Source organism: Roseovarius nanhaiticus, from assembly GCF_900156535.1.
Classification (GTDB): Bacteria; Pseudomonadota; Alphaproteobacteria; order Rhodobacterales; family Rhodobacteraceae; genus Roseovarius; species Roseovarius nanhaiticus.
The window spans coordinates 1-24471 of the sequence record NZ_FTNV01000005.1 but is presented as its reverse complement, the minus strand read 5'-3'; the positions used below and the strand labels follow the sequence as shown (position 1 = coordinate 24471).

At 58.2% G+C, this 24471-nt stretch carries 26 protein-coding genes; 4 read left to right on the top strand and 22 right to left on the bottom strand.

All coding sequences use genetic code 11. The features are described from left to right. Positions 1-38: 38 nt before the first annotated feature. The 5 genes from BW975_RS16850 to BW975_RS16830 form a co-directional block, all read right to left on the bottom strand. Entirely contained in the window at positions 39-1565 is a 1527-nt protein-coding gene (locus tag BW975_RS16850; RefSeq protein WP_076535524.1) for a hypothetical protein, read from the bottom strand. Then, positions 1562-3328 (bottom strand): hypothetical protein, encoded by a 1767-nt coding sequence (locus BW975_RS16845; protein ID WP_217696930.1) that lies wholly within the window; start codon positions 3326-3328, stop codon positions 1562-1564. Before BW975_RS16845 ends, BW975_RS16850 begins: the two co-directional genes overlap by 4 nt. 147 nt (positions 3329-3475) lie before the next feature. After that, positions 3476-4315 (bottom strand): phosphoadenosine phosphosulfate reductase domain-containing protein, encoded by an 840-nt coding sequence (locus BW975_RS16840; RefSeq protein WP_076535522.1) that lies wholly within the window; start codon positions 4313-4315, stop codon positions 3476-3478. Next, positions 4315-7701 carry an ATP-binding protein gene (locus tag BW975_RS16835; RefSeq protein WP_076535521.1) on the bottom strand — a complete coding sequence of 1129 codons (3387 nt, stop codon included), beginning with the start codon at positions 7699-7701 and terminating at the stop codon, positions 4315-4317. The genes BW975_RS16840 and BW975_RS16835 overlap by 1 nt, the downstream gene beginning before the upstream one ends. A gap of 2 nt (positions 7702-7703) precedes the next feature. Then, positions 7704-8669 carry a DUF4007 family protein gene (locus tag BW975_RS16830; RefSeq protein WP_076535520.1) on the bottom strand — a complete coding sequence of 322 codons (966 nt, stop codon included), beginning with the start codon at positions 8667-8669 and terminating at the stop codon, positions 7704-7706. Between the two features lie 153 nt (positions 8670-8822). Between BW975_RS16830 and BW975_RS16825 the strand changes: the two genes are divergently transcribed. Beyond that, complete coding sequence (locus BW975_RS16825) at positions 8823-10013, top strand: cysteine desulfurase family protein (protein WP_076535519.1); 1191 nt, start codon at positions 8823-8825, stop codon at positions 10011-10013. 185 nt (positions 10014-10198) lie between these two features. Here BW975_RS16825 and BW975_RS16820 read toward each other — a convergent pair whose 3' ends face one another. From BW975_RS16820 to BW975_RS16755, 15 genes are all read right to left on the bottom strand, one after another. Beyond that, entirely contained in the window at positions 10199-11275 is a 1077-nt protein-coding gene (locus BW975_RS16820; RefSeq protein ID WP_076535518.1) for a TrbL/VirB6 family protein, read from the bottom strand. 12 nt (positions 11276-11287) lie between these two features. After that, positions 11288-11698: a hypothetical protein gene (locus tag BW975_RS16815; protein WP_076535517.1), complete on the bottom strand. Its 411-nt coding sequence runs from the start codon at positions 11696-11698 to the stop codon at positions 11288-11290. Continuing rightward, positions 11695-11889: a DUF4177 domain-containing protein gene (locus tag BW975_RS16810; protein ID WP_076535516.1), complete on the bottom strand. Its 195-nt coding sequence runs from the start codon at positions 11887-11889 to the stop codon at positions 11695-11697. The genes BW975_RS16815 and BW975_RS16810 overlap by 4 nt, the downstream gene beginning before the upstream one ends. After that, the gene (locus tag BW975_RS16805) at positions 11886-12872 is read right to left on the bottom strand and encodes an ATPase, T2SS/T4P/T4SS family (RefSeq protein ID WP_076535515.1); all 987 of its coding nucleotides are present in this window, start codon (positions 12870-12872) and stop codon (positions 11886-11888) included. Before BW975_RS16805 ends, BW975_RS16810 begins: the two co-directional genes overlap by 4 nt. A gap of 4 nt (positions 12873-12876) precedes the next feature. After that, on the bottom strand, positions 12877-14256 hold the full coding sequence (locus BW975_RS16800) for a TraB/TrbI/VirB10 family type IV secretion system protein (protein WP_076535514.1): 1380 nt from the start codon (positions 14254-14256) through the stop codon (positions 12877-12879). After that, on the bottom strand, positions 14253-14948 hold the full coding sequence (locus BW975_RS16795; protein WP_076535513.1) for a TrbG/VirB9 family P-type conjugative transfer protein: 696 nt from the start codon (positions 14946-14948) through the stop codon (positions 14253-14255). The genes BW975_RS16800 and BW975_RS16795 overlap by 4 nt, the downstream gene beginning before the upstream one ends. A 1-nt stretch (position 14949) precedes the next feature. Then, positions 14950-15606: a VirB8 family type IV secretion system protein gene (locus tag BW975_RS16790; protein ID WP_076535512.1), complete on the bottom strand. Its 657-nt coding sequence runs from the start codon at positions 15604-15606 to the stop codon at positions 14950-14952. Between the two features lie 111 nt (positions 15607-15717). Next, positions 15718-16527 carry a type IV secretion system protein gene (locus BW975_RS16785; protein ID WP_076535547.1) on the bottom strand — a complete coding sequence of 270 codons (810 nt, stop codon included), beginning with the start codon at positions 16525-16527 and terminating at the stop codon, positions 15718-15720. Further along, on the bottom strand, positions 16527-17681 hold the full coding sequence (locus tag BW975_RS16780; protein ID WP_170846622.1) for a lytic transglycosylase domain-containing protein: 1155 nt from the start codon (positions 17679-17681) through the stop codon (positions 16527-16529). Before BW975_RS16780 ends, BW975_RS16785 begins: the two co-directional genes overlap by 1 nt. Next, positions 17671-17838, bottom strand: a complete 168-nt coding sequence (locus BW975_RS18130) for a hypothetical protein (RefSeq protein ID WP_170846621.1) — start codon at positions 17836-17838, stop codon at positions 17671-17673. Before BW975_RS18130 ends, BW975_RS16780 begins: the two co-directional genes overlap by 11 nt. Then, positions 17835-20210: a VirB4 family type IV secretion/conjugal transfer ATPase gene (locus BW975_RS16775; RefSeq protein WP_076535510.1), complete on the bottom strand. Its 2376-nt coding sequence runs from the start codon at positions 20208-20210 to the stop codon at positions 17835-17837. The genes BW975_RS18130 and BW975_RS16775 overlap by 4 nt, the downstream gene beginning before the upstream one ends. Next, positions 20200-20478: a VirB3 family type IV secretion system protein gene (locus BW975_RS16770; RefSeq protein WP_076535546.1), complete on the bottom strand. Its 279-nt coding sequence runs from the start codon at positions 20476-20478 to the stop codon at positions 20200-20202. The genes BW975_RS16775 and BW975_RS16770 overlap by 11 nt, the downstream gene beginning before the upstream one ends. Beyond that, positions 20471-20764 carry a TrbC/VirB2 family protein gene (locus tag BW975_RS16765; RefSeq protein WP_009503803.1) on the bottom strand — a complete coding sequence of 98 codons (294 nt, stop codon included), beginning with the start codon at positions 20762-20764 and terminating at the stop codon, positions 20471-20473. Before BW975_RS16765 ends, BW975_RS16770 begins: the two co-directional genes overlap by 8 nt. Continuing rightward, positions 20761-21375, bottom strand: a complete 615-nt coding sequence (locus tag BW975_RS16760) for a lytic transglycosylase domain-containing protein (protein ID WP_076535509.1) — start codon at positions 21373-21375, stop codon at positions 20761-20763. Before BW975_RS16760 ends, BW975_RS16765 begins: the two co-directional genes overlap by 4 nt. A gap of 43 nt (positions 21376-21418) precedes the next feature. Continuing rightward, positions 21419-21772 (bottom strand): hypothetical protein, encoded by a 354-nt coding sequence (locus BW975_RS16755; RefSeq protein WP_076535508.1) that lies wholly within the window; start codon positions 21770-21772, stop codon positions 21419-21421. Between the two features lie 210 nt (positions 21773-21982). Here BW975_RS16755 and BW975_RS16750 point away from each other — a divergent pair, with 210 nt between their 5' ends. The 3 genes from BW975_RS16750 (at position 21983) to BW975_RS16740 (ending at position 23007) form a co-directional block, all read left to right on the top strand. Next, positions 21983-22234, top strand: coding sequence for a hypothetical protein (locus BW975_RS16750; RefSeq protein WP_076535507.1), 252 nt, complete (start codon positions 21983-21985; stop codon positions 22232-22234). Positions 22235-22358: 124 nt separating this feature from the next. Further along, a complete protein-coding gene (locus BW975_RS16745; protein WP_076535506.1) occupies positions 22359-22616 on the top strand; it encodes a helix-turn-helix domain-containing protein in 258 nt (85 codons plus the stop codon). A 166-nt stretch (positions 22617-22782) separates the two neighbouring features. Next, complete coding sequence (locus tag BW975_RS16740; RefSeq protein ID WP_076535505.1) at positions 22783-23007, top strand: hypothetical protein; 225 nt, start codon at positions 22783-22785, stop codon at positions 23005-23007. Between the two features lie 103 nt (positions 23008-23110). On the opposite strand, the gene BW975_RS16735 is transcribed toward BW975_RS16740, so the two are convergent. Both BW975_RS16735 and BW975_RS16730 read right to left on the bottom strand, forming a co-directional pair. Next, complete coding sequence (locus BW975_RS16735) at positions 23111-23866, bottom strand: hypothetical protein (RefSeq protein ID WP_092746279.1); 756 nt, start codon at positions 23864-23866, stop codon at positions 23111-23113. A gap of 121 nt (positions 23867-23987) precedes the next feature. Further along, positions 23988-24365 (bottom strand): thermonuclease family protein, encoded by a 378-nt coding sequence (locus BW975_RS16730; protein ID WP_083687172.1) that lies wholly within the window; start codon positions 24363-24365, stop codon positions 23988-23990. Positions 24366-24471: the final 106 nt, after the last annotated feature.

The window sequence follows — 24471 nt, the reverse complement described above, 5'->3', positions numbered from 1 at the left end:
TGAGGCGGTTGCCACGGCCGCGATTAGCTCGGTCCTAGTCATAGTGGCCTCCTGAACGGGTTTTCGACATATGCGCAGTCATCTGACAGGCGCCGAAGCAAGCCCAACGTCCTAAGGCGTTGTTCAAGACGCTGCGCGTTCTGTGAAAACGCATACTGATCCGTCGGAAGCTGACCGTAAGCCTTTTCAGCTTCAGGAGCTGCGATTACGATTCGAAACCTGTCGTAAAGCTTGGCGAGAAAGCGATGATATTCTTCTCGCTCACCATCAACTGTACACATAACCAACGCTTTGATGAGGGAATCATTGGGCGCGTACCAGGTCCCCACACCTCGGCGAGAAACAGCAAGTCCGATTTGACGCATCCATTCCAAATGCACCTTTGAAACGTGTTGTGAATGCCGTTTCTCAGCGTAGCTTCTCAGGGCATTGAAGATCGTCTCTGGGTCGCCCGAGGCCGGACCATCTTCCGGGTCCCATTGAAAACGCTCAGTTAGGTACTCTCTAACGGCGTCAGCAGGCGCGCGCTTCTGCAAGGCTTCTTCCCAATCAGGGGCGTTCTTCGCGCTGTCTATGTACGCGCGAACGGCTCGATTTGTGAGCATGCGGTTGGCGCGCAGGTTCTCGGCTGAAATCTCGAATAGAGTTGTCTTTTTGGGTGCTGGAATTTCAAGGACAAACCTAGGCTCGCCTTGATCACCGGTTTCTTCGATTGATCTACGCAGCATGTAGATGAGCATGTGCAGCGCAGAAAGACGCACCAAGGGGTCGATGACTGCATTACCTGGAAGATCAAGGCTAAGAAGCTGAAGCCATGTCTTTGCAAGCTCTTTATATTCATCGCGCTGAGCAAATGGTAGATAGCCTATACCTCCAGTAACGGAGTTGGCATCGATCCGATGGTCGTCGGGGAGTAGTGCCTTAGCGACGCGGTTCCAGGAATTATCGCTCCGTAGAATCTTCTCGCCAATCAACTTGGCGATTTCGGGGCCTTGGCCACTGCGGGAGAGCATCAAGTACAACAGTTCCCCGCCACGCGCGAAAAAGCGTCTATCAGGACTACTATTGGGATTGTTTGGCAAGTCAGCGTAAAGGCAATAGGGGCCGTAAGGGAACAAAAAGCGGCTTGTCCATCTCCGTTGCCTGTGTGGTTCAACAGCGGTGTTTTGGAAGAGTTCGACAATCCTTGCGAGCTCAGAAAACTCGCCACATCGGTCTCGCAAAAAAGCGAAACTTTGATCGCTCTCGAATTGCTTGAGCCAGGCGTCCCATTTCTCACCGTCCAGCTTTTCACTTGCATCAATATGCTGGATATGGGGGTTGCTAAAGATTAGCTCACGCAAGGGTATCAGCCTCGGCGTGTCATAGGTGAACTGCTCGTGTGCGCCTTCATTTCGAACCTCAGCTAGACCGTGCTGAACTTGATCACGGGATCGAAAGACGGACAGGAACTCCAGAAAAACAAGCCAAGGGGTCTGATCGTTATAAAAACGATGTCCCCAGATCGCCTCGTCAACCCAGACTTTAATGCCTTTGTACTGTGTTGGAGTATCAAGTCGTGTCATGCGTCACCTACACGAACGCGAATATTGTCGGGTTGCGGCCGCCCCCTTGGGTCGACAGTAATGGCGCGAAGGCTCACTTCGCCTTGCACAGGCTGCGCCCCCATTATTTGGTCGAGCCGCTCGATCAGCCGAAGCTTGAAATCCAAAAAGTCCTCATAGCACTGACGAGAGAAGCTCGCGGGCAGGCTGCCGCGTGCGACGCGGATCAGGTATTCAAAATGTGTAAGTTGTAGTTCAAGCTGGTCGACGACTGTCTCAGGCCTTCCGGCTGGATCGATAACTTGCACAATGGGAGTGAAGTCATCGGACGCTAGTGAAAGACGAACGTATGGATCACGTCGCTGCGGGCTCGCGCTCAACTCGTGTTCAAGGATTGATGCTATGCGCCCGCGTCCATCCCCGCCGGATGAGGAGAGATAGAGCTTCGTGCCGTCGTCGATCATCATACCGCAGAATGTGCGGTTGAGCCCCCGCACCAAGAGTTCAGAAATGCGAGAGATGTCGGCCTTATCAGTTAGTCTCCGGCCAAATTCCAAGAACAGATCAGCTGAGCGGTAGACACTTAATGACCAGGGCTTCAACTCACCGTCATCCGGAAGTGTAAAAAATAGTCTCTGGCGCTGCCTCGCCAAGGCTCTCATGAACTCAGTGATGTTTTCTCGCTCGCCTTCGAGATAGTCCCTGAGAAAAGGGGCGTATGCATCTGCGCCGTAGAAGTGGTCACTCCCGATGTGCGAAGCAAAGATCGTTTCGTTGTTATAGCGTCCATAGATAAGAAGGTTATCGATTTGGTTGTCGGTCTCTCGGCCGACACCGAAGCCCTCTAGCGCCGTAAATGCCTGGTATTGCTGACGTTGTCTCTCGGGAAGATTAGCGCCAAAAACATTCGTGTAGGGATTTGTCATCCGGTAGTTGTCCGTCTCGGCACGGTTCTTGGCTTTCCGGCACGTCAGCAAGCTTGATGACGCCCGGTCACCGAGCAGAATGTTTACACTAAGGAGCAGAAGGTCACGGATGGGCAAGTGCGTGCGATTGGCCCGCGCAAGGCTGAGAAGCTGAGAGAGGCGCGTCTGGAAAAGGGACTCTCCGCCATTTGCGCGCAATCTATCCCTGTTGATACGGATCGGGCAGCGTGTGTTTCCATCGGCATCAAGCAGCTCGCACCCTAAGCAGTTATCCCATTGTGGATGCTCAACAATCTGTTCGATGATGGCAAGAAAATGCTTGGCTGCGTCAAGGCGCGAGAGATTATAGAGGTCGAGCGAGAGATCATCGCGGGTGGTCTTGTCCGTCACAAGCATGGACTCAATCGAGACAAATGTGCGGAAGGCCTCTTCACCATTTGCCTCGGCCCAATCGCGCAAGGACGCAAGTAACTGCCCATCGTTCGCGGCTACCAAATAAACATTAGGAGAGTTTTGATCGCCAATCGCATCCATGAAACCGGGTAGAAGATCGTTTTTTTCGGTTGTCGTCAGTTCGCTGAGGTCTTTGACAATACGAAGTGTTTTTCCTGACCCAGAAAGTGGCAGGGAAACAATCTTTTCGCCTTTTTGCCATTCCTGCGGATTATCAGCGAATTCTTCAAACACGCGTCGGCAGTGGTAGGTCTTCCCATCGCCAGCAGTCCCAGTGAGCACCACTGACCTAGGCACGTTTGATCGAAAGTTCTCAAGTATTGCTGGAAGTTTGGACGGCGTTATCTGGATTGGGGGCACTATACCTTTCCGATCAATCTCAGCTTGGATGAGCTCGTCATACATGTTGTCCGTTGCAGAAATCGGACCGTAATGGCGCAAGAAATCTACAAATTTGTTTGTGTGCGTCATAGTCCGCTACTCGCCCTCCCTATCGCTCATCTTTATTGTGAACGCGGCATCGATCCTGCCACTTTTATTATCTAAAATCAATTATTTATGGCAGGCAAGACAGCCCTTCGCCTGACCGTATAGTTCATCAATGTCGAGACTATCCGGTTCATCGCGAAGGGGGTTCTGCTGCCTTTTTGCTTTCGCCCGTTCAAGCCGCTTCTCGTAGTCTTCTTTAATCTGCCTTACGCGTTCAGGCTCTGTCAGCTCATCAAGTGACTCCCCTTGGCTCCAAGTGAAGGGTGAGTCATTCTCCACGGCGTTTTTCTCATAGGTCTTTGCTTCCTCGAAGGCTTCTGGATGCTGCTCTTTCAAGCGGACCCACTCGATCTTCTGCTGGTAAAAGCAAAACGTGCAGCCGCTACGCGAGCGCCAATCATAGTATTTGGGTAGACCTAAGCCTGATGATTCAAGGATTTCATGAACACCTGGCTTATCAATGCCATCGTCTTTGAATGGCAGAACGATCTTTAGATTTTTATGCTTGGAACTATAACCTTCCCGGTACTCCTCGTCCCCGCGAATGGCGACGTAGCTGTAGACCTTTTGTCCTTGTTCCAGCATCGGCTTGAGCCATTGCTCGAATGGTCTAAGCTTTAGTTGCCTCGTGCACCAACGCGTTTGCGGTGATGGCAGGAAGTTATTGTACTGTTTGAGCCAGAAGTCGAAGTCTCTGTCAGGATTTAGTCTCAAAATTGACTTCCCAAGAAACCCTTCGAGTCGCCCAAGGAATTCGTAGACTTCTGGGAGTTCTTTGCCCGTATCGGTAAAGAAATAATCGATATCAAGCTCTGGGTGGTGCTGGCGCATATAGACTGCGAGAGCAGCGCTGTCCTTGCCACCCGATAAGCCCAAAACATGCTTTGCTTCGGCATCACTCATTATACTACTCGTTCCACTTCCATTTTGTTGCCATCAATTTTTTCGTCACTCATGTAGCGGGAACTCAACTCCGCGAGTGCTGCAAGAAGCAGATGGCGGTTCTTCGGGGCCTCGACATCGATGACATCTTCAAGTCTTTTGATTATGTCTTCGACCTTCTTGCGCTCGGCTTCTGACACTTCAAACTCGGCGTGCATGGGAGCGGGTCGGCCGTTGAGACCAACGACAACCGCCATTGAGCTTCGCTTGTCGGTCCGGCCTTTTACCCGCGCGAAGTTCTCCGCCCGAATAAATCTCTGCGAAAAGTCTGCAAGCTCGACGGAAGCGCGATCGAGGTCGGGATCGGTCCAGTCACGCGGCGGCTTATTTGCTGCCAAACTTGCAATGCCTTCTAGGTCTTGTTCTGTCCCTTCAAACTGAGAAAGCCTTCCGATAAAGGCATTCAGACGGAAGTCGCCGCCGATCTCACGGATGTTCTCTGCCCGTGCGCGCAGCTCTCCGAGAGCCTGCGGTGAGGCGTTAGGCACCTGAAGCTCGGCCAGCATGAGATCATGCAGACGTCGCAGCATCGACGGGTATGAGGCGACAAGCTCTTCTAGCCCTTCGCGTACATCCTTAACGATACTCTGGAGATCGTTTTCCTCGTCGAGTGCGCCGCGCCCGCCGAATGCGGTAGGAATGTCGTCGAACAAGAACTTGTTCGGATCGTTTGCGTGCTTGAACAGATCGCGCACCCGCGTTGCGTTAGAGGACAACTGCATGGTCCGCTTTGTCCACGGGTGCAGCTTGTCGAATATGGCAATGAGGCCGCGGGCGACGTCGATAGGCGCAAGGTGTGCCAGACTGTTTGAGGCATCGAGATCGCGCACGACTTCAGCCATGCTCGATAGCAACCTACGAGATAGATCGGAAAGGTCCATCCAGCGGAGCTGTATCTCACCAGAATCTTTGGCGAGGATTTCAACATCGATATCCTTAAACCGCGCTTGGAAGATACCCTCGCGATACAGGGCGACGTTCTCTCTTTGTGTGAGGATAAAGGCCACGACCATAACTGGCTTCAGCCCTTCTTTTAGGCCGAAGGGTGGCTTACCCCAGAGATCGTAGAGCTCAGATACGGTAACCGTTCTGTCCTTTGCCTCTCTCAGGTGCTCCGAGGCGGCTTCCCAAAGCGGATTAAGATTGCTCGGATCGCTTTTTTTCGACGGCGCGCGGAACTGCCAGGCGCCACTTACCTTTCCGTACAATCCGGTCGCTTCTAGGATGGAAGCAAATAGGCCGCCTTCAGCAGGATACCCCTCTATGCCAAGGCGCTCATCACCTTCTCGGCCGACCATCGCGCGCAATAGCGCATTCTGGGCGGCTACGGCGTTACTCGATGGCTTGATGCGGTTAAGGAGCTCATTGTTGATCTTTGGCGAGAGCGGGAAGCGCTTGGCGGCCAAATCAGAGGCGGCATTGTTGATTTCGGCCTGATCCCATTTCTGCGGCTTGTGGTTCTTCAGGTACCAGGTCGCATGGTCAAAGGCTGTCCTAAGTTCTTCTTCGAGCTGACCTTGAAGAGCCGTTCTTCTCGCCTGCACTTCGCGCTGCGCAACGGTATCGCCAGCGAGGTCAGGATGCTCTTCTTGTACTTCACTGAGCGCGATAAGCTCTCTTGCGAGATCGACGATTACCCATGCGCGCTGCGACAGGCCCGCGACAACATCCCAGTCCTTGGATTCACGCGCCGCCTCACGGCACAGCTTCTCGGCGATTTCTTGGCTTTCACCTACCGTGGGGATCGCAAGAAGGAAGGCACCAATTGTGCCTGACTTGGGTACGTAAGCTGCGGCGCGTTCGATCAGGCCATTCAAAGGTGCCACTTCGACATCAAACCAGCGTAGGGCGCCAGTATCATGGTAGTGCCGCTTGGCAAGAATGGGCTGAAGTCCTGCCAGCTTTTTGAGCGCCGCGAAATCAACCTCTCGAACGCGCTGAAGCGCATCCTCGATTGCGCGATCAATGTCGAAATCGCTGCCAGCATAAATTGCGTAGGCGTCGGCGAACTTCCGGAAGATCACAAGAGACCACTTCTTAAGCTGCCCGAGTGCATCCTTCACCGTCTTTTTCGATGCCTCCGGCAGACAGGCGGATAGCAAGCTGTCAGTGGGCGTGAGCCCTGAACGTTCTTTGAAGAGGTCAATCAGCGCGATTGTCTTTAAGAGGCGAATGTGAAACTCACTTCCCCCCAAAGCTTCACAGCGCTCTACCGCCTCGGCAGCCATTGCCCAGCGATGACCGTCCGGAGACGCGAGAATAGAAGGCTCTAGATTAACCCGAAGGTAATCCCATAACCGGTCCGGCTCATATAAGACGCCCGCGTCATTGTGACGGATGAAATCCTGAAAACCGTGCGGCTCTGCTGAATTGAGGAAGCCGAAGATACTGCGCTGGTTTTGGCCGAAGCGCCGCCGGGAGATCGGACCAAGAAGACAGGCCACAACGGGATGAAGCGGCCAGCATCCCTCAAGCGTTTCGGAGAGGTGCCGTGACGCTGCCGGTCGTTGACGCTTAATCTCGTCGGCAACCGTCACCGAGAGTGAACCAGGTTTTGTTAGCGCGCGCCCGTTCTCAATTGCACGAGAGATGAGCTCGATTTGCTCTTCTCCTGCCGCATTCACGGCGAGATCGATAAAGCGTCCTTGAATCTTCGACCACTCGTCGCGCATTTCTCGCGACAGCCGGTTGGCATAGTCCTCGAAAGCCTGATGCAGAATACCGATGACGATAAAGCGTCCTTTACTACGTGAGGCAGCTTCTGCGAGGAGCTGAAAGATGTAGACATCGGTGCCATCTTGAGCGGCGGCTTCTAGAAACTTACCCATCTCATCGATAAAAAGGACAACACCGCCATGGCTGCGCGGTGCCTTTGCTGCAGAAGCCTTAAGCGTGGCCACGACAGCATCATCCGTCCATTTTCCCGTTTCAGGACAGTCACCCAGCCCGGCCTCTTCAATGGCGCGCCCAATGATGTCCACCGCGCTCGCACGCTTGCCTACAACCGGCAAAACCTGCCAGCCTTTCGATTTCGGGGGGAGAGCTTCGAGAATTGCATCTGCCGCATTGCGACCGATGGCCGCCTCGGCCTTCGAGCGAAACTCATCTTCGCCTCCAAGCAATGCGCTCATCGCTACGACAAGACTCGACTTTCCGCTGCCGTAAGGGCCCGTCCAAGTAAACGCTCCATGCCCTGTATCGAAGACATGGTGCGCCACCGCCTGAAGAACATCGACTGACGATTTTGGGCAGACAAATCCCTCAAGAGCGTTGAGGTCATTGTAATCGCTATCAATTTTGATCGATCTTTGGAATCGGCGTCCAATGTTCACGGTTTCGGAAAGCATGACTAGGCCGCCTCTCTACTCTCGATAGTTTTTTTCTTGTAATCACACATCGCGTAAATGAGCGCTGCCTCCATATCCAATGCAACATCACGGATGACCTGCTTGAGGCCTGCTGTTTCCGACCATCTGAACGAGCCTTTCGTAAAGTCCTCAAGCGCCAGAAGCCGATCAGCAACGTCATTTTCATCAAGCAAGAATACGCGCCCCGGCGAGCCCGGCTCGTGCGCCACAGCTTCGAAAGAGAGAGTTTGTGCAGACGAGTAGTTTTTCCAGAAATCAATCAAAGCATAGAGGAAGACCCCATTCCCCAAAGATGACTTTGGCCCTCGCACGAACCTAAAGCCGTCGCGGCGACCAACTGCTTTAATGAGACCGAGCTCCGCAAGCGGAGACTCCAAAGAGTCTTCAGGCGATGCCGCCCCGGACGCAGCTTTCGCCACGTAGGTTCGCAGGAAGCACTCGACATCACGGCGTATGGTCGTAGCAGAAACGCGCGGCCATTCACGATCCTTGGCCACCTTCTCCAATGCACGAACGAGTTGTTCGCGCTCAAACGTAACGCCGGGAAAATTGTTAAAACTCCAAAACCAAGTTGTTTTTTCAGGGCGGCCCGCAAGATTCCAATGAATTAGCCAAAGCGTAGCAGGATGTTCTATGTATCGATCAAGTCCGCTTATTCCGAATAGCTGTCGGCCGAGACTTGTCGTTACAAGCGCATTGGCGCCCTCTCCATCTTCGATAATACCGGACGACGTTGCCCAATGGCGCATCGATGAGACCATGTTCTTGCCGACGCCGAACCGCGCTATGGAGTCATCACGCGTGAAGGCGAGCTTACCGTCGGAACCATCTTCGCGTTCATAGACCGCATCGTATGCCTTCTTCAGCCACCCGTAGCGGAGTGGGAAGGTCTCGTGGCCCGAAAATTGTGGTCTGTAGTCGTCGTTGTAGATAGGTCCTCGTGGCATAGAGTCTCGTCCTGGAAGATTGATCCAGCTCGACACTAACCCACAAGATATGGTAGGGTCAAACTTGTTCCTGGGGATATCCCCCAGAAAGTCTCTGACCTGCCGTCAGAGCGGGATCTCAGAATATGATCGCGATAAGGTGCTGGTAAGTTTATGAAAATTGACGGTGTGATATATCTCGACCATCAAGCGACCTGTCCGCTCGACTCGACCGTATTTGCCGAGATGACGCCATATTTTGAAGGCCGCTTCGGCAACCCACATTCGAGTGATCATGCCGTTGGTTGGCGCGCGTCTCAAGCTGTTCAACGTGCTGCTTCGGAGATCGCGAGGCTTATAGGCGCTGATCCGGACGAGATCATCTTCACATCCGGGGCAACGGAGGCTAACAACCTCGCTCTGCTCGGCTTAGCCCGAGAAGGTTTAGCGAGCAAGCGGCGGCGGGTTCTCCTGAGCTCCATTGAGCATAAGTGCGTCCTGGAAATTGGGCGGGCACTTTCAGCGGAATATGGTTTCTCTATTGAGCATTTGCCTGTGGATACACAGGGCGCACTTGATCTTGATGCCCTAGAGAATTCAATTAGTGACGATGTATTTCTTGTATCTGTGATGGGTGCCAATAATGAAATTGGCACGATTCAGGATATTGAGAGAATCTCTCGCATCGCAGGCGCTTCCGGTGCGTACTTTCATTGCGATGCGGCTCAAGCGCCAAGTGCGATGGATGTGTCGCGGATTGCTGATCATGCCGATCTTGTCAGTTTGTCGAGTCACAAGATGTATGGCCCTTCCGGCATCGGCGCGCTTTTTGCTCGGCGAGACCTTCAACCTTTGATGCAGCCGACAATCCTTGGCGGCGGCCAGCAAAACGGCTTGCGGTCGGGCACGCTTCCGGCTGCACTTTGCGTCGGCTTTGGCGCCGCGGCACGTATCGCCGCGTCAGAGGAAGGCTATCATCGCCGAGAGCAACTGGCCGACCTACGTGATTCATTCCTTAAGCAGCTACAAAACCTTCCCTGCCGCATTTGGGTGAATGGGCCGCTTGACACGGAGCGCAAGCATCCTGGGAATCTCAGTGTTGGCTTTGAAGGAGTATCGGCCGCCGATCTTCTCAGCCGTCTGCAGCCCAAAATTGCTGCCTCGACGGGCTCCGCCTGCACAAGCGGGATACCGGAGCCTTCCCATGTGCTTCGCGCCATCGGACTCGATGACGAGCGTGCATCATCATCGGTGCGCTTTAGTCTTGGGAAGTACACGACGCTTGATGATGTGAGTGAAGCGACAGAACTGATCAAAGAGGCAATTCTTGATTTGATTGGTAGTGGTCTATTGGAAGTTGGCTAGGCATTCACACAGGGCTTGTTGGATTGCACATGCTTTTGGGGCGATATGAATTCTGCAGAAAGTCAATCTCGAACGGGACCGAGTATTTTCGCGAAATCTAAAGAAATGGTCTTCTTCGCGAATAAAAACCAGCATGTTGTTAGGTGCAGATTTTTCTTCGGTTGCTGCATTCCAATTGTGCGCAGTCATCTCTTTCCCAACCTTGCTAGCCGGGCGAGTTGCGCCAGCATTTGAGACCCGGCTCCCGATGACACTGAGCCACTTGCTTGACCCGTCTGCCCCATCCCTTGCCTGACAGGCATCTGCTGCACCCCGAAGAACTGCCGCGCCCTGAGGGCTGCGTATTCTGCGCCACTGGCCCCGCCGATGAGGTAGCGATTGTAGGCCTGCTGGCTTCCCATGGCGGCCCGGGCAAAGCTGTAGCCTCCGCCGAGACCTCCGGAGAGGGCGGGCATCATGATGTTGCCGGAGATCGCGCGGACGATGAAGGGCGTGGCGATAATGAAGCCCTTGGCCATGAGCACCATCATGAAGAAGGGAATGAGCGCGCCGATGTTTGAGGCCCCTTCGGGATCGCCTAGTTCACCGATGAGCGCGGAGGAAACGCCTGTGATCGTTGCGAACACGCCTGCGACGACAATGGGGTATAGTGCAAAGGAAATCAGCGCGGACAGCCAGCGCGCGAAATAGTCCTTGGTAACCTCGAAGAGGGTCAGGAAAATCATCACCGGGGCGATCCCGATCAGAAGCGCGATCATCAGTCGGGAGGCCACGAGGATGAAGGCGGCCAGTCCGCCGAGGATCGAGAGCAGAAGCACACCGACGATGTCGAGCATGGCGCCAGCCATCCAGTTCAGCTCGGACCCGGCGGCATTCAGGTAATCGCCGAGCTCGGCGATCAGCCGGTCGAATTCTTCAGCGAAAGTTCCAGAAGGCCCCGGGCTGCCGCCGCCGACGGAGGCCACGAGCGCGCCCGCGATACTGTCGATCCCATAGAGAATGGCAGACGAGAAGGCGTTGAACTGCATCCAATTGGTCGCGAATATCCCGATGAGCCCGATCTTGACCGCGAGCCAGAAGGCTGTGTGCCCATCCATAGCCCGATATTGATAGATCATGTTGATGCCGACGAGGATCACCACCAGCGTTGTCCCCAAAACCAGGAGCGTGCCGACCGTTGCCGCAACCGCACCAAACTGGGTTTCGGCAGCGGTGTCGAGATAGGCTTGGGAGGTTTCAACGAAATAGGTGACGACGCTCATCGCGGGGCTGCCTTACCAGTTGCCCGCGGCGTCGCAGATGGCCTGGGCTTCCGGACGGGCGGCGTTGGCGCGGCGGTTGTAGGCGTCCGAGGCTTGCAGCAGTTCCCATCGTTCGTTGTTCGCGTAGCTCTCCCGAAACACCGCCTCGGCCGCGTCCCAGGACGGGAACCGAGTCGCGCAGTCGCAGTCGCCGATCTCGACGACCCGCTCGAGATTCTGGGCGCGATAGATGTCCTGAACCAGAACCCGCTGATAGGCTTGGCGCAGGGGGATCTCCTGCATCCAGACGGGCTCGGCGGGCCGATCCGGACAGACGTCAAAGCTGCGATCGAGGGTTGGCACTAGGTTGCGCTCGGCAACGGCGAGGGTCGGCGTCAAGCTTAGGGCCAGCGCGGCCAAGGCGAGGCAACGCGCCCGCCTCATGTCGTGACTCCAGCGGGTGTGGTCTCACGCTTCAGGAAGACGGTGTGCCCGACATTGGCGAATTCCGAGGAGCTGATCGACACCACCTCCCAGCCGTCTGCGCCCTTCTCGTTCAGGCAGGTCTGCATGTCGGCAAGGCCGGTTTTGCGGGTCATGGGAAAGGACAGGATATTGTATTCAAAGGTCTTCATGGGGAAGTTCCAATCTCAATTGCTCCGGGCAGGTAGAATTCGGTGATGCCGCGTTTGCCGTCATGGCGGCCGGCCTGGATGATCACGTCGATGGAGTTCTCGATGTACTGGATCATGTCGGCATAGGTCATCGGGATTTCGGTTTTGAGCGCCGCGATCGCGAGCCGCTGCACGGCCAATTGCGGGGTTTCGGCATGCAGCGTGGTCATGGACCCGCCGTGTCCGGTGTTGATGGCTTCCAGAAAGGTCATGGCCTCCTTGCCGCGCACCTCGCCCAGGATGATCCGGTCGGGGCGCATGCGCAGCGTGGCGGTGAGCAGCACATCGGCGGTCTGGAACTCTGCGTCGCGATTGGCGATGAGGGTCACGGCATTGGGCTGGATCGGCAGAAGCTCGGCCGCTTCTTCGATGGTGACGATGCGTTCCTCGGCCGGTATGTGAGAGAGGATCTTGCGCGCGGCCACGGTCTTGCCGGTGGAGGTGCCGCCCGAGACGATCATGTTGAGTTTGTTCTCGACGCAGAAGGCGAGCGCATCATCGATCAAACCCGCGGCCACCACTGCGCGCAAGGCGCGCTTTTTTTCGACGCGCAGGTCTTCGAGCTTGCGTTCTTTGCCATAGAGAAAATCGAGCGCAATGCCCTCGAGTGGCAGGCTTGAGAAGAACCGCAGGCTGATCGACATGGCCGAGAGCACGGCGGGCGGGGTGATGACCTGTGCCCGGATCGGGCGACCCTTGTAGGTGATCGAGACCGAGACGATGGGGCGGTCCTTGCTCATCGTGGTGTTGGCAGAGGAGGCGATCTGGTTGCCGAGGTCCCTGACCTGAACGCCCGTCAGCCTCTGGTCCAGCGCGCGCATGAAGTGATCGCCCTGGAATTCGCCCCAGCAGGTGCCATCAGGGTTGATGCAGATCTCGATGACATCGTCGCGGGCGGCGGCGTCGATCCGGTCGAGCGAGGTTTCGAGATAGCTCAGCGACATGGGCTCAGAATATCTCCAGATCGCGGTCGACCATGACCGTGACGCGGGCGCCCTGGTCGACATAGATGACGGGGCCGATTGAGAGATAGTCGCCGATGACGCTGTCCGTCGCATCTGCCAGATCATCGCTCACGTCTTCGAGAACGTCGGCGGCAGTCTCGTCCTGGACCTCGGATGCGGCGGCACTTGGTGCGGCGGAAATCAGCGAGATCAGGGCTGCGGACCCAAAACGCTCCGCGAAGCGTGTGTCCACGAATCCGGTGACACCGGAGCGGCCCAGTTCATCACCTCCGAAGGAGCTGATCTGGACGGTCTGGTTGTCGGGCAGGATGATCCGGTCCCAGGCGATCGTGACGCGGCGCTGCGCGATATCGACGCCAGCGCGGTAGCGCCCGATGAGACGCGATCCTCGGGGGATCAAGAGGCGCACGCCATCGACGCTGTAGACATCCTCGGACACCACGGCACGGGTCTGGCCGAGCAGGGAGCTGTCAAGGGCAGTTTCCATGACGGCCTGGATCATGGTGCCCTGGATGATGGTGTTGGAGGGATTGGCGATCACCTCGGCCTGCGTCACGGTGGAGGGTAACGCACCGTTCAGCACGAAATCCGTCACCTCGCCGAAGGTGCGTTCGGTCAGAGCCGTTTCATTCGCTCCTGAGGCACCGCCAAACGCGATGGTGGGCGAGGCGATGCGCCGCTCCTGGAAGGCGCGTTCCTCCGCGGCCCGGCGCTCCAGCTCGGCCATGCGCCGGGCTTCTTCCTCGCGGCGCAGTCGCTCTTGCTCGCGTGCGCGCAGCTCATCCTCCGTGGGGCCCGCTGGGGCGGGTTGGGGCCGGCTGGCCTCGAGTTGGGCCAGTTCCAGATCCATACGGAGTTGTTCAAGACTTCGATCCCGCGCCGTCAGTTCGTCCTGAAATCGTTGCTGTGCTGCTTCCGAGGCGGCTTGCAGCGCCGCAATCTGAGCGGTCAGCGCGTCGATCGCCTCTGCGGCGGCGGTGTCTTCCTCGACGACCGGTTCAGGGGCGTTGCGCAACTCCTCGATCTGGGCCTGCAGGGCGGTGATCTGCGCCAGAAGCTCGGCATTGGGCTCAACGGGGTCTGGTCCGACGAACACAACCTCGGGCTCGGGCGGGGGCAAGGTCTCGATGGCGCCAAAGCCGTCCCCCTCGTTTTGGAAAACGTCTGGGGTGGCCGTCGGCAAGGCTTCCTCTTCGTCGGGCTGTGAGAGGAGATAAAGCAGGGCACCACCTGCGCCGATGACGAGGACCACGACCAGCGCGAGAAGGGGCGACCGGCGCTGCGCCGCTATGGGGGCGCGGGCACTGCCTTTTTCCAAGACGGCGAGGCGCTTTTCCAGCTCGGTATTCTCGGTATCGCTCATGAGGCGGCCTCCGCGGGCGGGATCGCCTCGATGCAGACCACCTCTTCGCCAAGTCGCAGAACCCATTGGCGGTTTACGCCGCTGACGCGGATCACGCCGTCTTCAGGGGTTTGCGTGTTGACCGTGCGCTCGCGGCCGCCCGCGTAGCGGAAGATCGCTGGCACAGGTGCGTTCCGCGGAAACGCGAAATACGTGAACGTCCCGTCATCCCAGATGCGGGTTGGCGTGAACTCGGTCCGCGCGCTGGCACCGTAATTGTAGTTTGGTGCTTGGGCCGCGATGGCCCGGGCCGGGCGCGCAGCGTCCTCTGGATAGCGGAACTGCACCACGTAGAAGGTTGGGCTGCGGACCTCCTCGACGTTGAAATAGTAGCTGCGCCTGTTCGTGTAGACCGTCACATTGGTATGTACGCCGCGCGCGACGGGTTTGATTGCAAATGCCTGACCACCGGGGACGCCATCGATCTCAAACCCTTCCGTGTCGCCCGCGATAATCGAGCGGATGCTTTCACCCTCGCCGAACTCGATGGTGGTCACATGGGTGAGCGACACGCTGAGGCGGTAGACCTGGCCTTCCTGGTAGGTGGCCAGCCGCACACGACTGTCATTTGGACCACCGCGCGGGATCGCTTCGGCAAAGGCAAGGCCGGGCAGCAAAACAAATATGGCAGCAACAAAGAACCTATTGATCAAACTAGTTCTCCAATCTGTCGGAGCGGATGGAATATTCGAGGACGGTGAAGCCGAATGGATTGGTCCAGACCTCGTCAATGGAGCGGCGGGTCTCCGGGCGGAACTCGAAGAGAAGCGTCGCAGTGAAGAGGCCGGTCTGGGTGCCGTTAATGGACGTCAGGCGCTTGCGCAGGCGGACCGTCGCGCGGTTGGTTCCGATCCGGTTGATGCTGAGGATTTCCACGTCGAGCCGAGCATTGGGGCCATAGACCGTCGGCGGGTAATTCTCGTTGGCGCTGTTCCAGATCTGGCGCAGCCCGCTCTCGGCAGCTCCGTCCGAGCGGCGCAGGACGCTGCGGATGCGCAGATCGTTGTCGAGCTGGTTATAGACCTCCCGGTCGGCCACATAGCGGAACACCTCCGCCTCGATGATCGCCTGGTTGGCGGTCACCGAGGAGGCGCCCACCGAGGCTTCGGGGAGTGCAAAGCCGGTGGCGGGATCATAGGGGACAACGACGGGGGGCGGATCGACATCGAGGATCGAGACAGCCGCGGCACTCAGACAGCCGATGATACCGAAGACAAGTCCCATCACGCCAAGGCGTTGCCAGAGCCGTTCGCGGCGCAGGGCACCGTAGACCAGTTCTTCTTCGATGATTTCTTGTTCAGTCGCCACCATTCATGCCCCCGCTCGGCGTTTCGAAATGAGTTGAATCGGTTCTTCGCTGCCTCTCGCTGCGCTCGAACGCGAAAACCGATATTTGTTCTTGGGGATCAATTTCGAAACGCCTTAATCCGCACGCAACTCGGGCAGGGTGAAATCCATGAAGCGCTGCTCTTCGGCGATGGTGGCCGCATCGATCACGCCGCCGGTGCCGTCGCCTACAGTTTGCACGGCTTCGAGCTGCCACATGGCAACAAGTGCGATAGCGAGTTCCGCCGTGACGCGGGTGTTGAGATCAATGCTTTCCTTCAGTTCATCCATGTCATCGATCAGCCCCACGAGACGGTCGACCCGTTCGAGCGATTGCCCGGCATCCTCATAGCTGTTCTGGGCCGCAGCCGAGACCAGTGCCCCGGTCGTGGCTTGCGTGGCCACGCGGTTGGCCCCGGGATTGCCGCTCGTGGCCATTTCCGAGAGCGTGTCATCGTCAAAGCCGAGGTCGGCCAGCACCCGATCCATCTGGGTTTCGATCTCGCCTGCGCCAGAACCGGACAGGCCGGAAAAATCCCCAGTCTTGATCGCCTCAATCGTGGCGAGGATGTCCCCGAACTCCTGGTCGAGCAGGCCATTGAGTTCGTCTTCCATCTCGGTGCGAATGATTTCTGGCAGCTCGGCGAGGCGGGTGAGGGCCTCGTAGGTTCTTTGCAGCTCCGCGAGTTGGTCCGTGAGCGTGGCAAGCTGTTCGCGGAGCTGCGTCAGCTGCTCGTTTTGCAGAATCTCGTCCTCGATCATCTGCCGCAGCTGCTGGATGTTTTGCGCGATGTTCTGGGTGTCGACGACGGGCACGCCTTGCGCGAGGGCAGGGGATAGGGCGCCAAGATGCAGACCGATCCCAAGTGTCGTGGCCAAAGCTGTCCTCAAGAGCAGATGTCCCATCATTCAATCTCCCTGATCGTAAAATCCATGAACGCGCCTTCGGCCATGTGAGCGCTGGCCTGGGCCAGCTCCTCGGCAGAAAGGACGCGGGTGCGTGCCGCCTGAAGCCGGATGCGTGCAGCGACGAGGCGCACGAGTTCGGCGCGGGCATAGGTGTTGAGTGCGATGCTTTCCTGCACGTCTTCAGTCTCGGAAATCCGTTCGACGATGTCGGAAATGCGCAGGGCGGCTTGGCGGATCGCGGCGGGTGAGTTGCTGCCATAAAAGGCCGCCCCATGACCCGTGAGCGAGAGGTTGGCATTGGCGAGAAGCGCGGGGTCGATCGTGCCAAGCGCTTCGATCCCGCCGATACGGGTCAGATAGAGATTGTAGCGTTCAGGGATAACCTGGACGTAGTGCTGGGTCTCGCGGAAGGGTGGGACGCCGCCATACTCGAAGACCCGGCCGGGTCCGGCGTTATAGGCCGCGAGAGCATTGATGATATTGCCGTCGAAGGTATTGAGCTGGGTCGCGAGATAGCGCGCGCCGCCATGCACCTGAAGGTAGGGGCTGTCGTAATATTCCGGGTTGATGCCCAGATCGCTGGCCGTGCCCGGCATGATCTGGGTGAGACCATAGGCGCCGACGGGAGACCGTGCCCCAATCGTAAACCGGCTCTCCTGCCAGATCAGCGCTTGCAGCAGCGCGCGCCATTGGACGGGGGAAAGACCCGCGCGGCCAACACCCGCAAAGCCACTGGTCTCCTGAGCCACGCGGATGATGAGCTGCTCGATGGTCTCAGACGCATCCCCAAACATCTGTTCACCGCCGGGATTGGGATCGATCTCGCCCGTGCCATAGACGGCTTCCACGGCGCGGTCGGGATCGCCGCTGCCGCTTTCCAGCCCCGAGACCATGGCGGTCAGGCCCTGACCGCCGAAGCTGGTCTGGGCATCGAGGATGCGTCGGAGGGTTTCCAGCTGCTCCCGTTCGATCTCGGCGATGAGTTCGCGCACTGCAAGCTTGTCGGCCTGAACAGCCAAGTCTGCCTCGCGGTCGCCGGTCTCGATGATATCGCGCGCGGTCAGCCCGCTGTCATTGGTCGGCACACCTTGAGACAAGGCGAGACCAGGCAGCAGGCAAAACGCGAGGATATGAGGCAGGCTAGACTTCAATGTCGCCCTCCGGGGTGCCAAGCGGCGTGAAGTCACAATCAGGCGCAACGGGTGCCGTGGACGCAAGAAATGTGAAGCAGTTCGCCTGCGGCTCCCGGTACTGGGTGCAGGAGGCCAGCGCGCCGAGTGCAGCCAAAGCGATAAGAATACGGATCATGAAAACCTCCAAAAATCTGGGCGGTCGCGGTAATCGGCGCCGACGAGCGCCTCGCCTTTCTCCATGCCGCCGAGGATGGTGAGATTGGGCCCGAGAGCACTGAGGTCGGCATCGACGACGATCGAGCCCTGATCGTCGCGGATCAGTGCGAGGCGGCTGTTGCTGCCCGTGTTGAGAAGGACGTCGAGCTCCTTCTCCGTGAGGTTCAGCATGGCGTAATCCGCAGGCTGCGCGCGGATATTGGGCAGCAGGATCTGCGTCGGCACCGCCTCGATGATGGTCTTGCCGGTCCGGGTGCGCTCGAGCTGGCTCGCGTATTGCGTCATCATCACCGCGACGGTGTTTTGCTTGCGCGCGGTCACCAGCCAGTTCGACAGCCTCTCGGCGAAATACGCATTGTCCAGCGCCTTCCAGGCTTCATCAATAACAATGATGGTGGGACGGCGATCCTCGATCTCGCGTTCGACCCGGCGGAAAAGATAGGAGAGAACCGCCATCCGCTCCTTGTCGGCCTCGCTGTCGAGAATGCCGGTCAGATCGAAGCCCACCACATCGCCTTTGAGCGAGAAGGTGTCCTCGAGGCTCTGCCCGAAGATCCAGCCGTAGCGGCCCTCTTCGGTCCATTCGAGCAGGCGCTGGTGCAGATCGCCGCCGTCATCCGTAGACACAAAAAGCGATGCGAAATCCCGCCAGTTCCGCAGGGCCGGGTTGGTGGCCTGGGCATTCTGGCGCACGACTTCCTGGATGCGGTTGGTCTGCGCGGGCGTCAGGGGCTTGTCGTCGCGGTGGAGCAGGGTGGCGAGCCAATCCGATAGCCAGGCCGTGCCGCGGTTGTCGGTCTCCGTCCAAAGTGGATTGAGGCCCGTGGGCTGGCCGGCGTTCAGGGAGGCGTAGCGCCCGCCATTGGCTCGGACCGCCATCTCCATACCAAGACGGTAATCAAAGACGAAGATCCGTGCGCCTGCGCGACGGGCCTGGGTCATCAGGAAGGCCGACAGCACCGATTTGCCCGACCCGGGCCGCCCCATGATCAGGGTATGGCCGCTTGTCGGTTCTTTGTCCGGGCTGCCCTGCTCGTGATAGGAAAACCGGTAGGCGCTCTGCTCCGGCGTGGGCAAATATGTGACGACCCGGCCCCATGGGGTAAGTGCTGCAGGTTTGCCGAGCTGCGTTCGGTGGAAGGCCGCGAAATCCGCGAAGTTGCGATTGGTGACGGCGCTCGCGCGGACGCGCTTTGGCTGGTTGCCGGGATGCTGGCTGAGGTAATGCGCCTTTGCGGCGACCCGCTCGCCGATCATCTTCACGCCTTCGGTTGCGGCGGCGTTCACGATCTCCGCGCTGAGGGTCTGCAGCTCTTCGAGCGTGTCGCAAAAGAGCGTCACGACCATGTGATGCTCGCCGAAGCTTTGGCGCTTGGCCTCGAGATCATCGGCGGCGATGTCGAGGGCTTCCAGGAGCGAGAGGGCCGCGTCCTGGCTGGCCTGCATCTGCCGCTTTTGCCGCTTGATGCGGCCTGCCATTAGGTTCGAATTGATCGGCGTGAAGGAATGCGTGACGATCATGTCGACCGGCAGGTTCAGCATGTCGAACATGGTGCAGGAGGTGCCTTCCGAGTATTCCCCGATGGTGAAACTCTTGCCGTAGCGATGGCCCACCACACCTTCCGAGAGCTCGAAATGGTCTCCGTGGAACGTCACGCGGGTATTGGCGACGTTGAAGGACAAAAAGCCGTATGTGTTGGCCGGGTAGAGCGGCAGCTCTTGCCCCGTGTTCAGTGCGCCCAAAAATCCCACCAACTCTCCCGATCCGGCTGACAGCAGGCGTGGCTTGAGCTCGGTAAGCCCCGAGAGGAAGACGTTCACGGCCTCACCGAGGCGCTGCAGGCGTTTGCGGGTCTCCTCCTTCAGTCGGTCCGGCGCGCTGCGGCTCAGGAACGGCAGGAGGCTTTTCGGAGGCGGGCGGTGAATGACGGTGAGCGTCAGTGTTTTGTCGCGGAGCCCGCTGGTCTCGAGTTTCGCGCGCCAGCGCCGGTCCACCTCGCCCGCGAAGCTGTCCTCACGGATGGGGTCGAGATCAGGTTTGATGGCCTTGGAGACCTTGTGGACGTAATAGCTGAATTCCGGGCCGAGCTGCGCGACGATGCGGGCAAAAAGCGCCGTCACCTTGTCGAGATAGGCATCGTCCGTCGTGTAGCTGTTGATCCCCTCGAGCCGGATGCAGCGGAAGAGTTCGTTCACCCGGGTCCGCACGGTCTGGTCGTCGACGAGGCTCACATAGGGCAGCATATGCGCGAGGCGGGTCTCGCGCGCATACCAGTCTGGCGTCATTGTGCGGGCATCGAGCGCAGCATCGCGGGCGTCATCACGGGGCATAGCTGTCCCCGCCATGGATTGACCTGTTGCGCGTGGGCGGTGTCTCCTGCAGCGCCGTCATTATCACGTCGATGAAACGCGGGTCCCAATCTGCGGCCTTCCAAAGCACCGGATAGAGTAGGGCGGCGAAACCCAGCACCGCGATATGCTGGACCCAGACGAACATGAGCACCGAACCGAAGAGCCAGACCATCGCGTACATGATGGGCAGGCCCAGAAGCTTCGGCGGGCGCACGAGGCCGAGAAAGAGAGGCGCGCGCTCAGCCACCGGCAAAGACCGCGGCAACGATGGTGGGGGCGGCGGCAACACCGGCGATGCCCACGAGGACCCAGAGCGCCTGGCGCAGATCGATGATGTTGAAGAACCAGCTGAGAAAGACCCCCAGAACGGCAAGCGTCGCGATGACAACGCCAAGTGGGCCGGTCAGCGCATCGACGATGCCCTGTAACAGGCTCTGGATCGGGGAGAGATCAATGCTCTGGGCGAGGGCGGGTTCGGCAATCAGCAGGAATAGCGCCAGCGAGGCGACAAAGAGGTTTGAAATCTGTTTCATGAATTTGATCCTTCCAATCGGGCCACGACGGCCATGACGCGGGCCACGTGGTTCTGGGTTTCTCGGTAGGGGGGGACGCCGCCATACTGGCGGACCGCATCGGGTCCGGCGTTGTAGGCAGCCAGCGCCAGGTGCGGATCGCCGAACGTCTCCAGCATCATCGCGAGGTAGCGGGCGGAGCCGTCAAGGTTCTGCAGCGGATCACGCGGGTCGACGCCCAGATCACGCGCCGTCGCAGGCATCAATTGACCAAGGCCAATAGCACCTGCACTTGAAATCGCATCCTGCCGGTAGGCGCTCTCAACCTCGATATTGGCCCGATAGAGAGCCAGCCAATCCGTCACGGAAAGCCCCGCGCGACGCAGGCCGGGATGGCCGGCATAGCGCAAGGCCGTGGTCTGAATCCCGGAGAGGACATCGGCGCGGGGCAGGGGAGTCGGGCGGGCAAGGGCCGCGACTTGGACGCCCTCTTGCTCGGCCTCTACCTCGCCGAAGATCGCGATCCCATCGGACGCCGATCCCTGACCAATGCCGTCATTGTAGTTCCGGGCAAAACCGCTCTGAGAGCGGGAGGGGGTCAGAGAGCCGTCGCTCTCCATGACCAGGACCATTTGCGCTGAGGCAGGTGCTGCGACCAGCCAGAGACAGACGAGGTTAGCTGCCAGCGTCCTTGTCTGATGGGGCGAGCTTGTGGCTCCGGCTTGTCCCCGCTTCAAGCGGCAGGTCGACATGCGCAAAGCCAAGGCCAATGAAGAATGACACCACGCCGGAGATCGTCTTGAACTCGCGGATCTTGATATCGTTGTAGGTCGTCCGCGTGCGGGCGGTGACGAGGAGCTTTTCCACGCCCTCGTCAGAGACAACGCGCATGATCCAGACCCCGTAATAGCTGGGGCCTTTCTTATGAGCCGACTCCTGGCACAGGATTTCTGCGCTATAGCCGCTTTCCACGAGTTCGCGGAACCTGGCTTCCGTAACCACATTTGGTGCTTCGATGTCCCAGTTCATGGCCCGGCTCACGCTTTCTCCAATGGCGCGACCCCAGGCATTCCTACTTGAAGCCCAGAGTTACGATAGTATATTATCAACCGCAAGATGTAATATCGTGCTTTAGCTGTAGTTTGGTTACGCAAACACTAGTCACGGCCAGTGTCCGCGATCAAGGAGATAACAGGTTTGAGAAACCCAAGGTTGACATGCCTGCTCCCATTGCAAGCTATGGCCCTTCTGATCTGCGTTCCTGGGCCGGTTTTGGCGGAATCCTGCTTCGCCCCGGCCCGTCCTTTCCTGCCAAGCGATTCGCAGGCCGCGCGGGACTATGCGGGTATCATCCGCGGCGACTTCGAAGATTACATTCAGGATATCCAGAGCTACTTCCGTTGCCTCGACAGCGAACGCGCCCGCGCGTTCGAGGAAGCGCGCGAAGTCAGCGAGGAATATGGCCGGTTCCTGCAATTGGTAGGGGATTGATGGGCAACCTCGGGAGCATCAGACTTGCAGCCCATGGAAACCAGACGCCGATAACACCCTCATATATCTACTTTTTAGATAACAGATTTCATCCGCTAGCGACGTCACAAAAGGTATGTGACGCGTGGCAAAGACAATCAGAAGCAAGGGACAAGTGGCACTCTGCCAGGCGTTGGTCGACGCGCGCAAAAGCGCAGGCTTGGGCCAGGACGACTTGGCGGACAGGCTCAAGTGCCATCAATCTCTCGTGGCGCGCATTGAGAGCGGCGAGCGCCGGATCGACGTCGTCGAACTGGTCGTTCTGGCGCGCGCCATCGGCTTTGACCCGTTCGATGTCTTGGCGATCGTCGAAGCCGCCACGGAGCCCGACCACAGGATTTAAGCGATTTCATCAATCGAGAACACGGGAGGTGACTTCTCCCGGTGTGAATTCGCTACCGCGAGGACGAACAGCAACCGATTTTAACGAGGCCCGGCATACGGTTGCAGCAAACGATTTGGATCTGAGCTGCTATCCGCAACGCCAAATTGCAGGAAGTCAGTAAACAGTGAACGAAACTGAGGTCGAAGGCGTCGCGATCGCCAATTTGATTGCAGCCGATGAAGAAACCATTGTCGGCTGGGTTTATCGCTGGAACACAGGTGCTCTGGCAATCCGGTGGGACATGCATGGCCCACAGCGCGTCTCAAAGATTTACCCGGATCTCTGCGATGCCGATAAAGCTGAAATCGACTTCCTGTCTCTCACGCAGCTGAATTGTCGCGACGACTGACATGGAAGAATATGGCCTTTATAGCCCTCGAATGTGTGCGTGTGCCTGCGTTGCAGGTTTGATTTCGTACAAGGGTCTGCGGGACGTTGCTGCGGCTCAACAGTCAGTAATTGACCTGCTCAAAGCCGTAATTCCCGCTATAGTCATGCCACTCCACAAAGACGGATCTGTGATAAATGCTCGGGCAGTGCTGGCCCCATCGCTCGAGACCGGCATGTGCAGCAGGAAGCGCTGCGGGTGACGATGTCTGCCACGAAAAATCGCCCTGTGTGCCGTAGGTGCCAAGCACCACGACAGCGCTTCGGTTGCAATCCCCATCGCGGCCGGACTCATGCTGTCGCGCATACCGTACATCGAAGACGCGGATGGAGCGCACAAAATTGAATTCCGGCCCGCTGATATCGATGTCGGCGCGGTCTTCCACAAGATCGAGGGTGTAATCGGCCCGCACGAGGTTGCCCCTGTTCGTTTCGGCGCGATGAAGCCCAAGCATGTCGCTCGCCCTAGAGGCGTTGTTGAAGAGCGGGCTTGAAGCGTTTGCTGGGGTCCCAGCACCACCATATAGGGCATCGAAGATCCGGTCCGTGGGCCGCGACCTGGCAGGCCCATCGTAAGACGCACCCATCGGGCAGCGCCAAATCTGAAGCGGCGGCTCCACCGGCCATGGAGTTATGCGCCGGATGAACTCGGCCCGCGCGCGGGCGCATGGCACGGAAGCTGGCCATCCACCGGACAAACACAGCAGGATGGCACAATCGACCTGATAGGTTTGGGCGCGGGCTTGCGTCGGAACTGTTGGGCCGGTTAAGGCGAGAGCTAAAAAGGCCGCCAGAGGGAGGTTTTTGAATTCGAAACGCATGGCAAGGACCCTTGACAATCTTCGCCCAGCATACATACGAAAATATACTATTGCAACATTAATGATGCGTATGGCAGTTGCGGCGATCAGCAAGATCGCGAGGTGACCGAGCCGCCCGTCGTCATCCGCCACGTTGCGCGCGGCGCCAGTCCCACGGCATGTCAAAGCGTCCGGACCAGATATTACGCCGTGCGGATCTGGCCTCGGTCTCATCGCGGATATAGTCGCGGCTGTATCGGCGATAAGCGACGGCCCACCCTTCACGCACAAGCCAGCCGTTCAGATCAGTACCGTCTTGATGACAGACCGCAATGAAGTGGCCATAGCGGTCGATATCACGCACGGTGCAGCTGACCTGCCGATGGCCGATCCTGTCGGCGAGAGACAGTGCCGCTTGTTGTCCGCACCGCCAGCGCTGACCCTCAGCCGTGGCGCAAAGCTGCCGGCTTTCCGGAGCATCGATCCCATGCAACCGGATGCGCTGTCCCCGGATTTCCAATGTGTCGCCGTGGTGTTGTCACATTAACTCAGCCAGTCTTCAGGTTGGCGTGCCGATCTCACATCAAGCGACATTGGCCGCGATTTTCCATGCCTCGAGTGCTTCG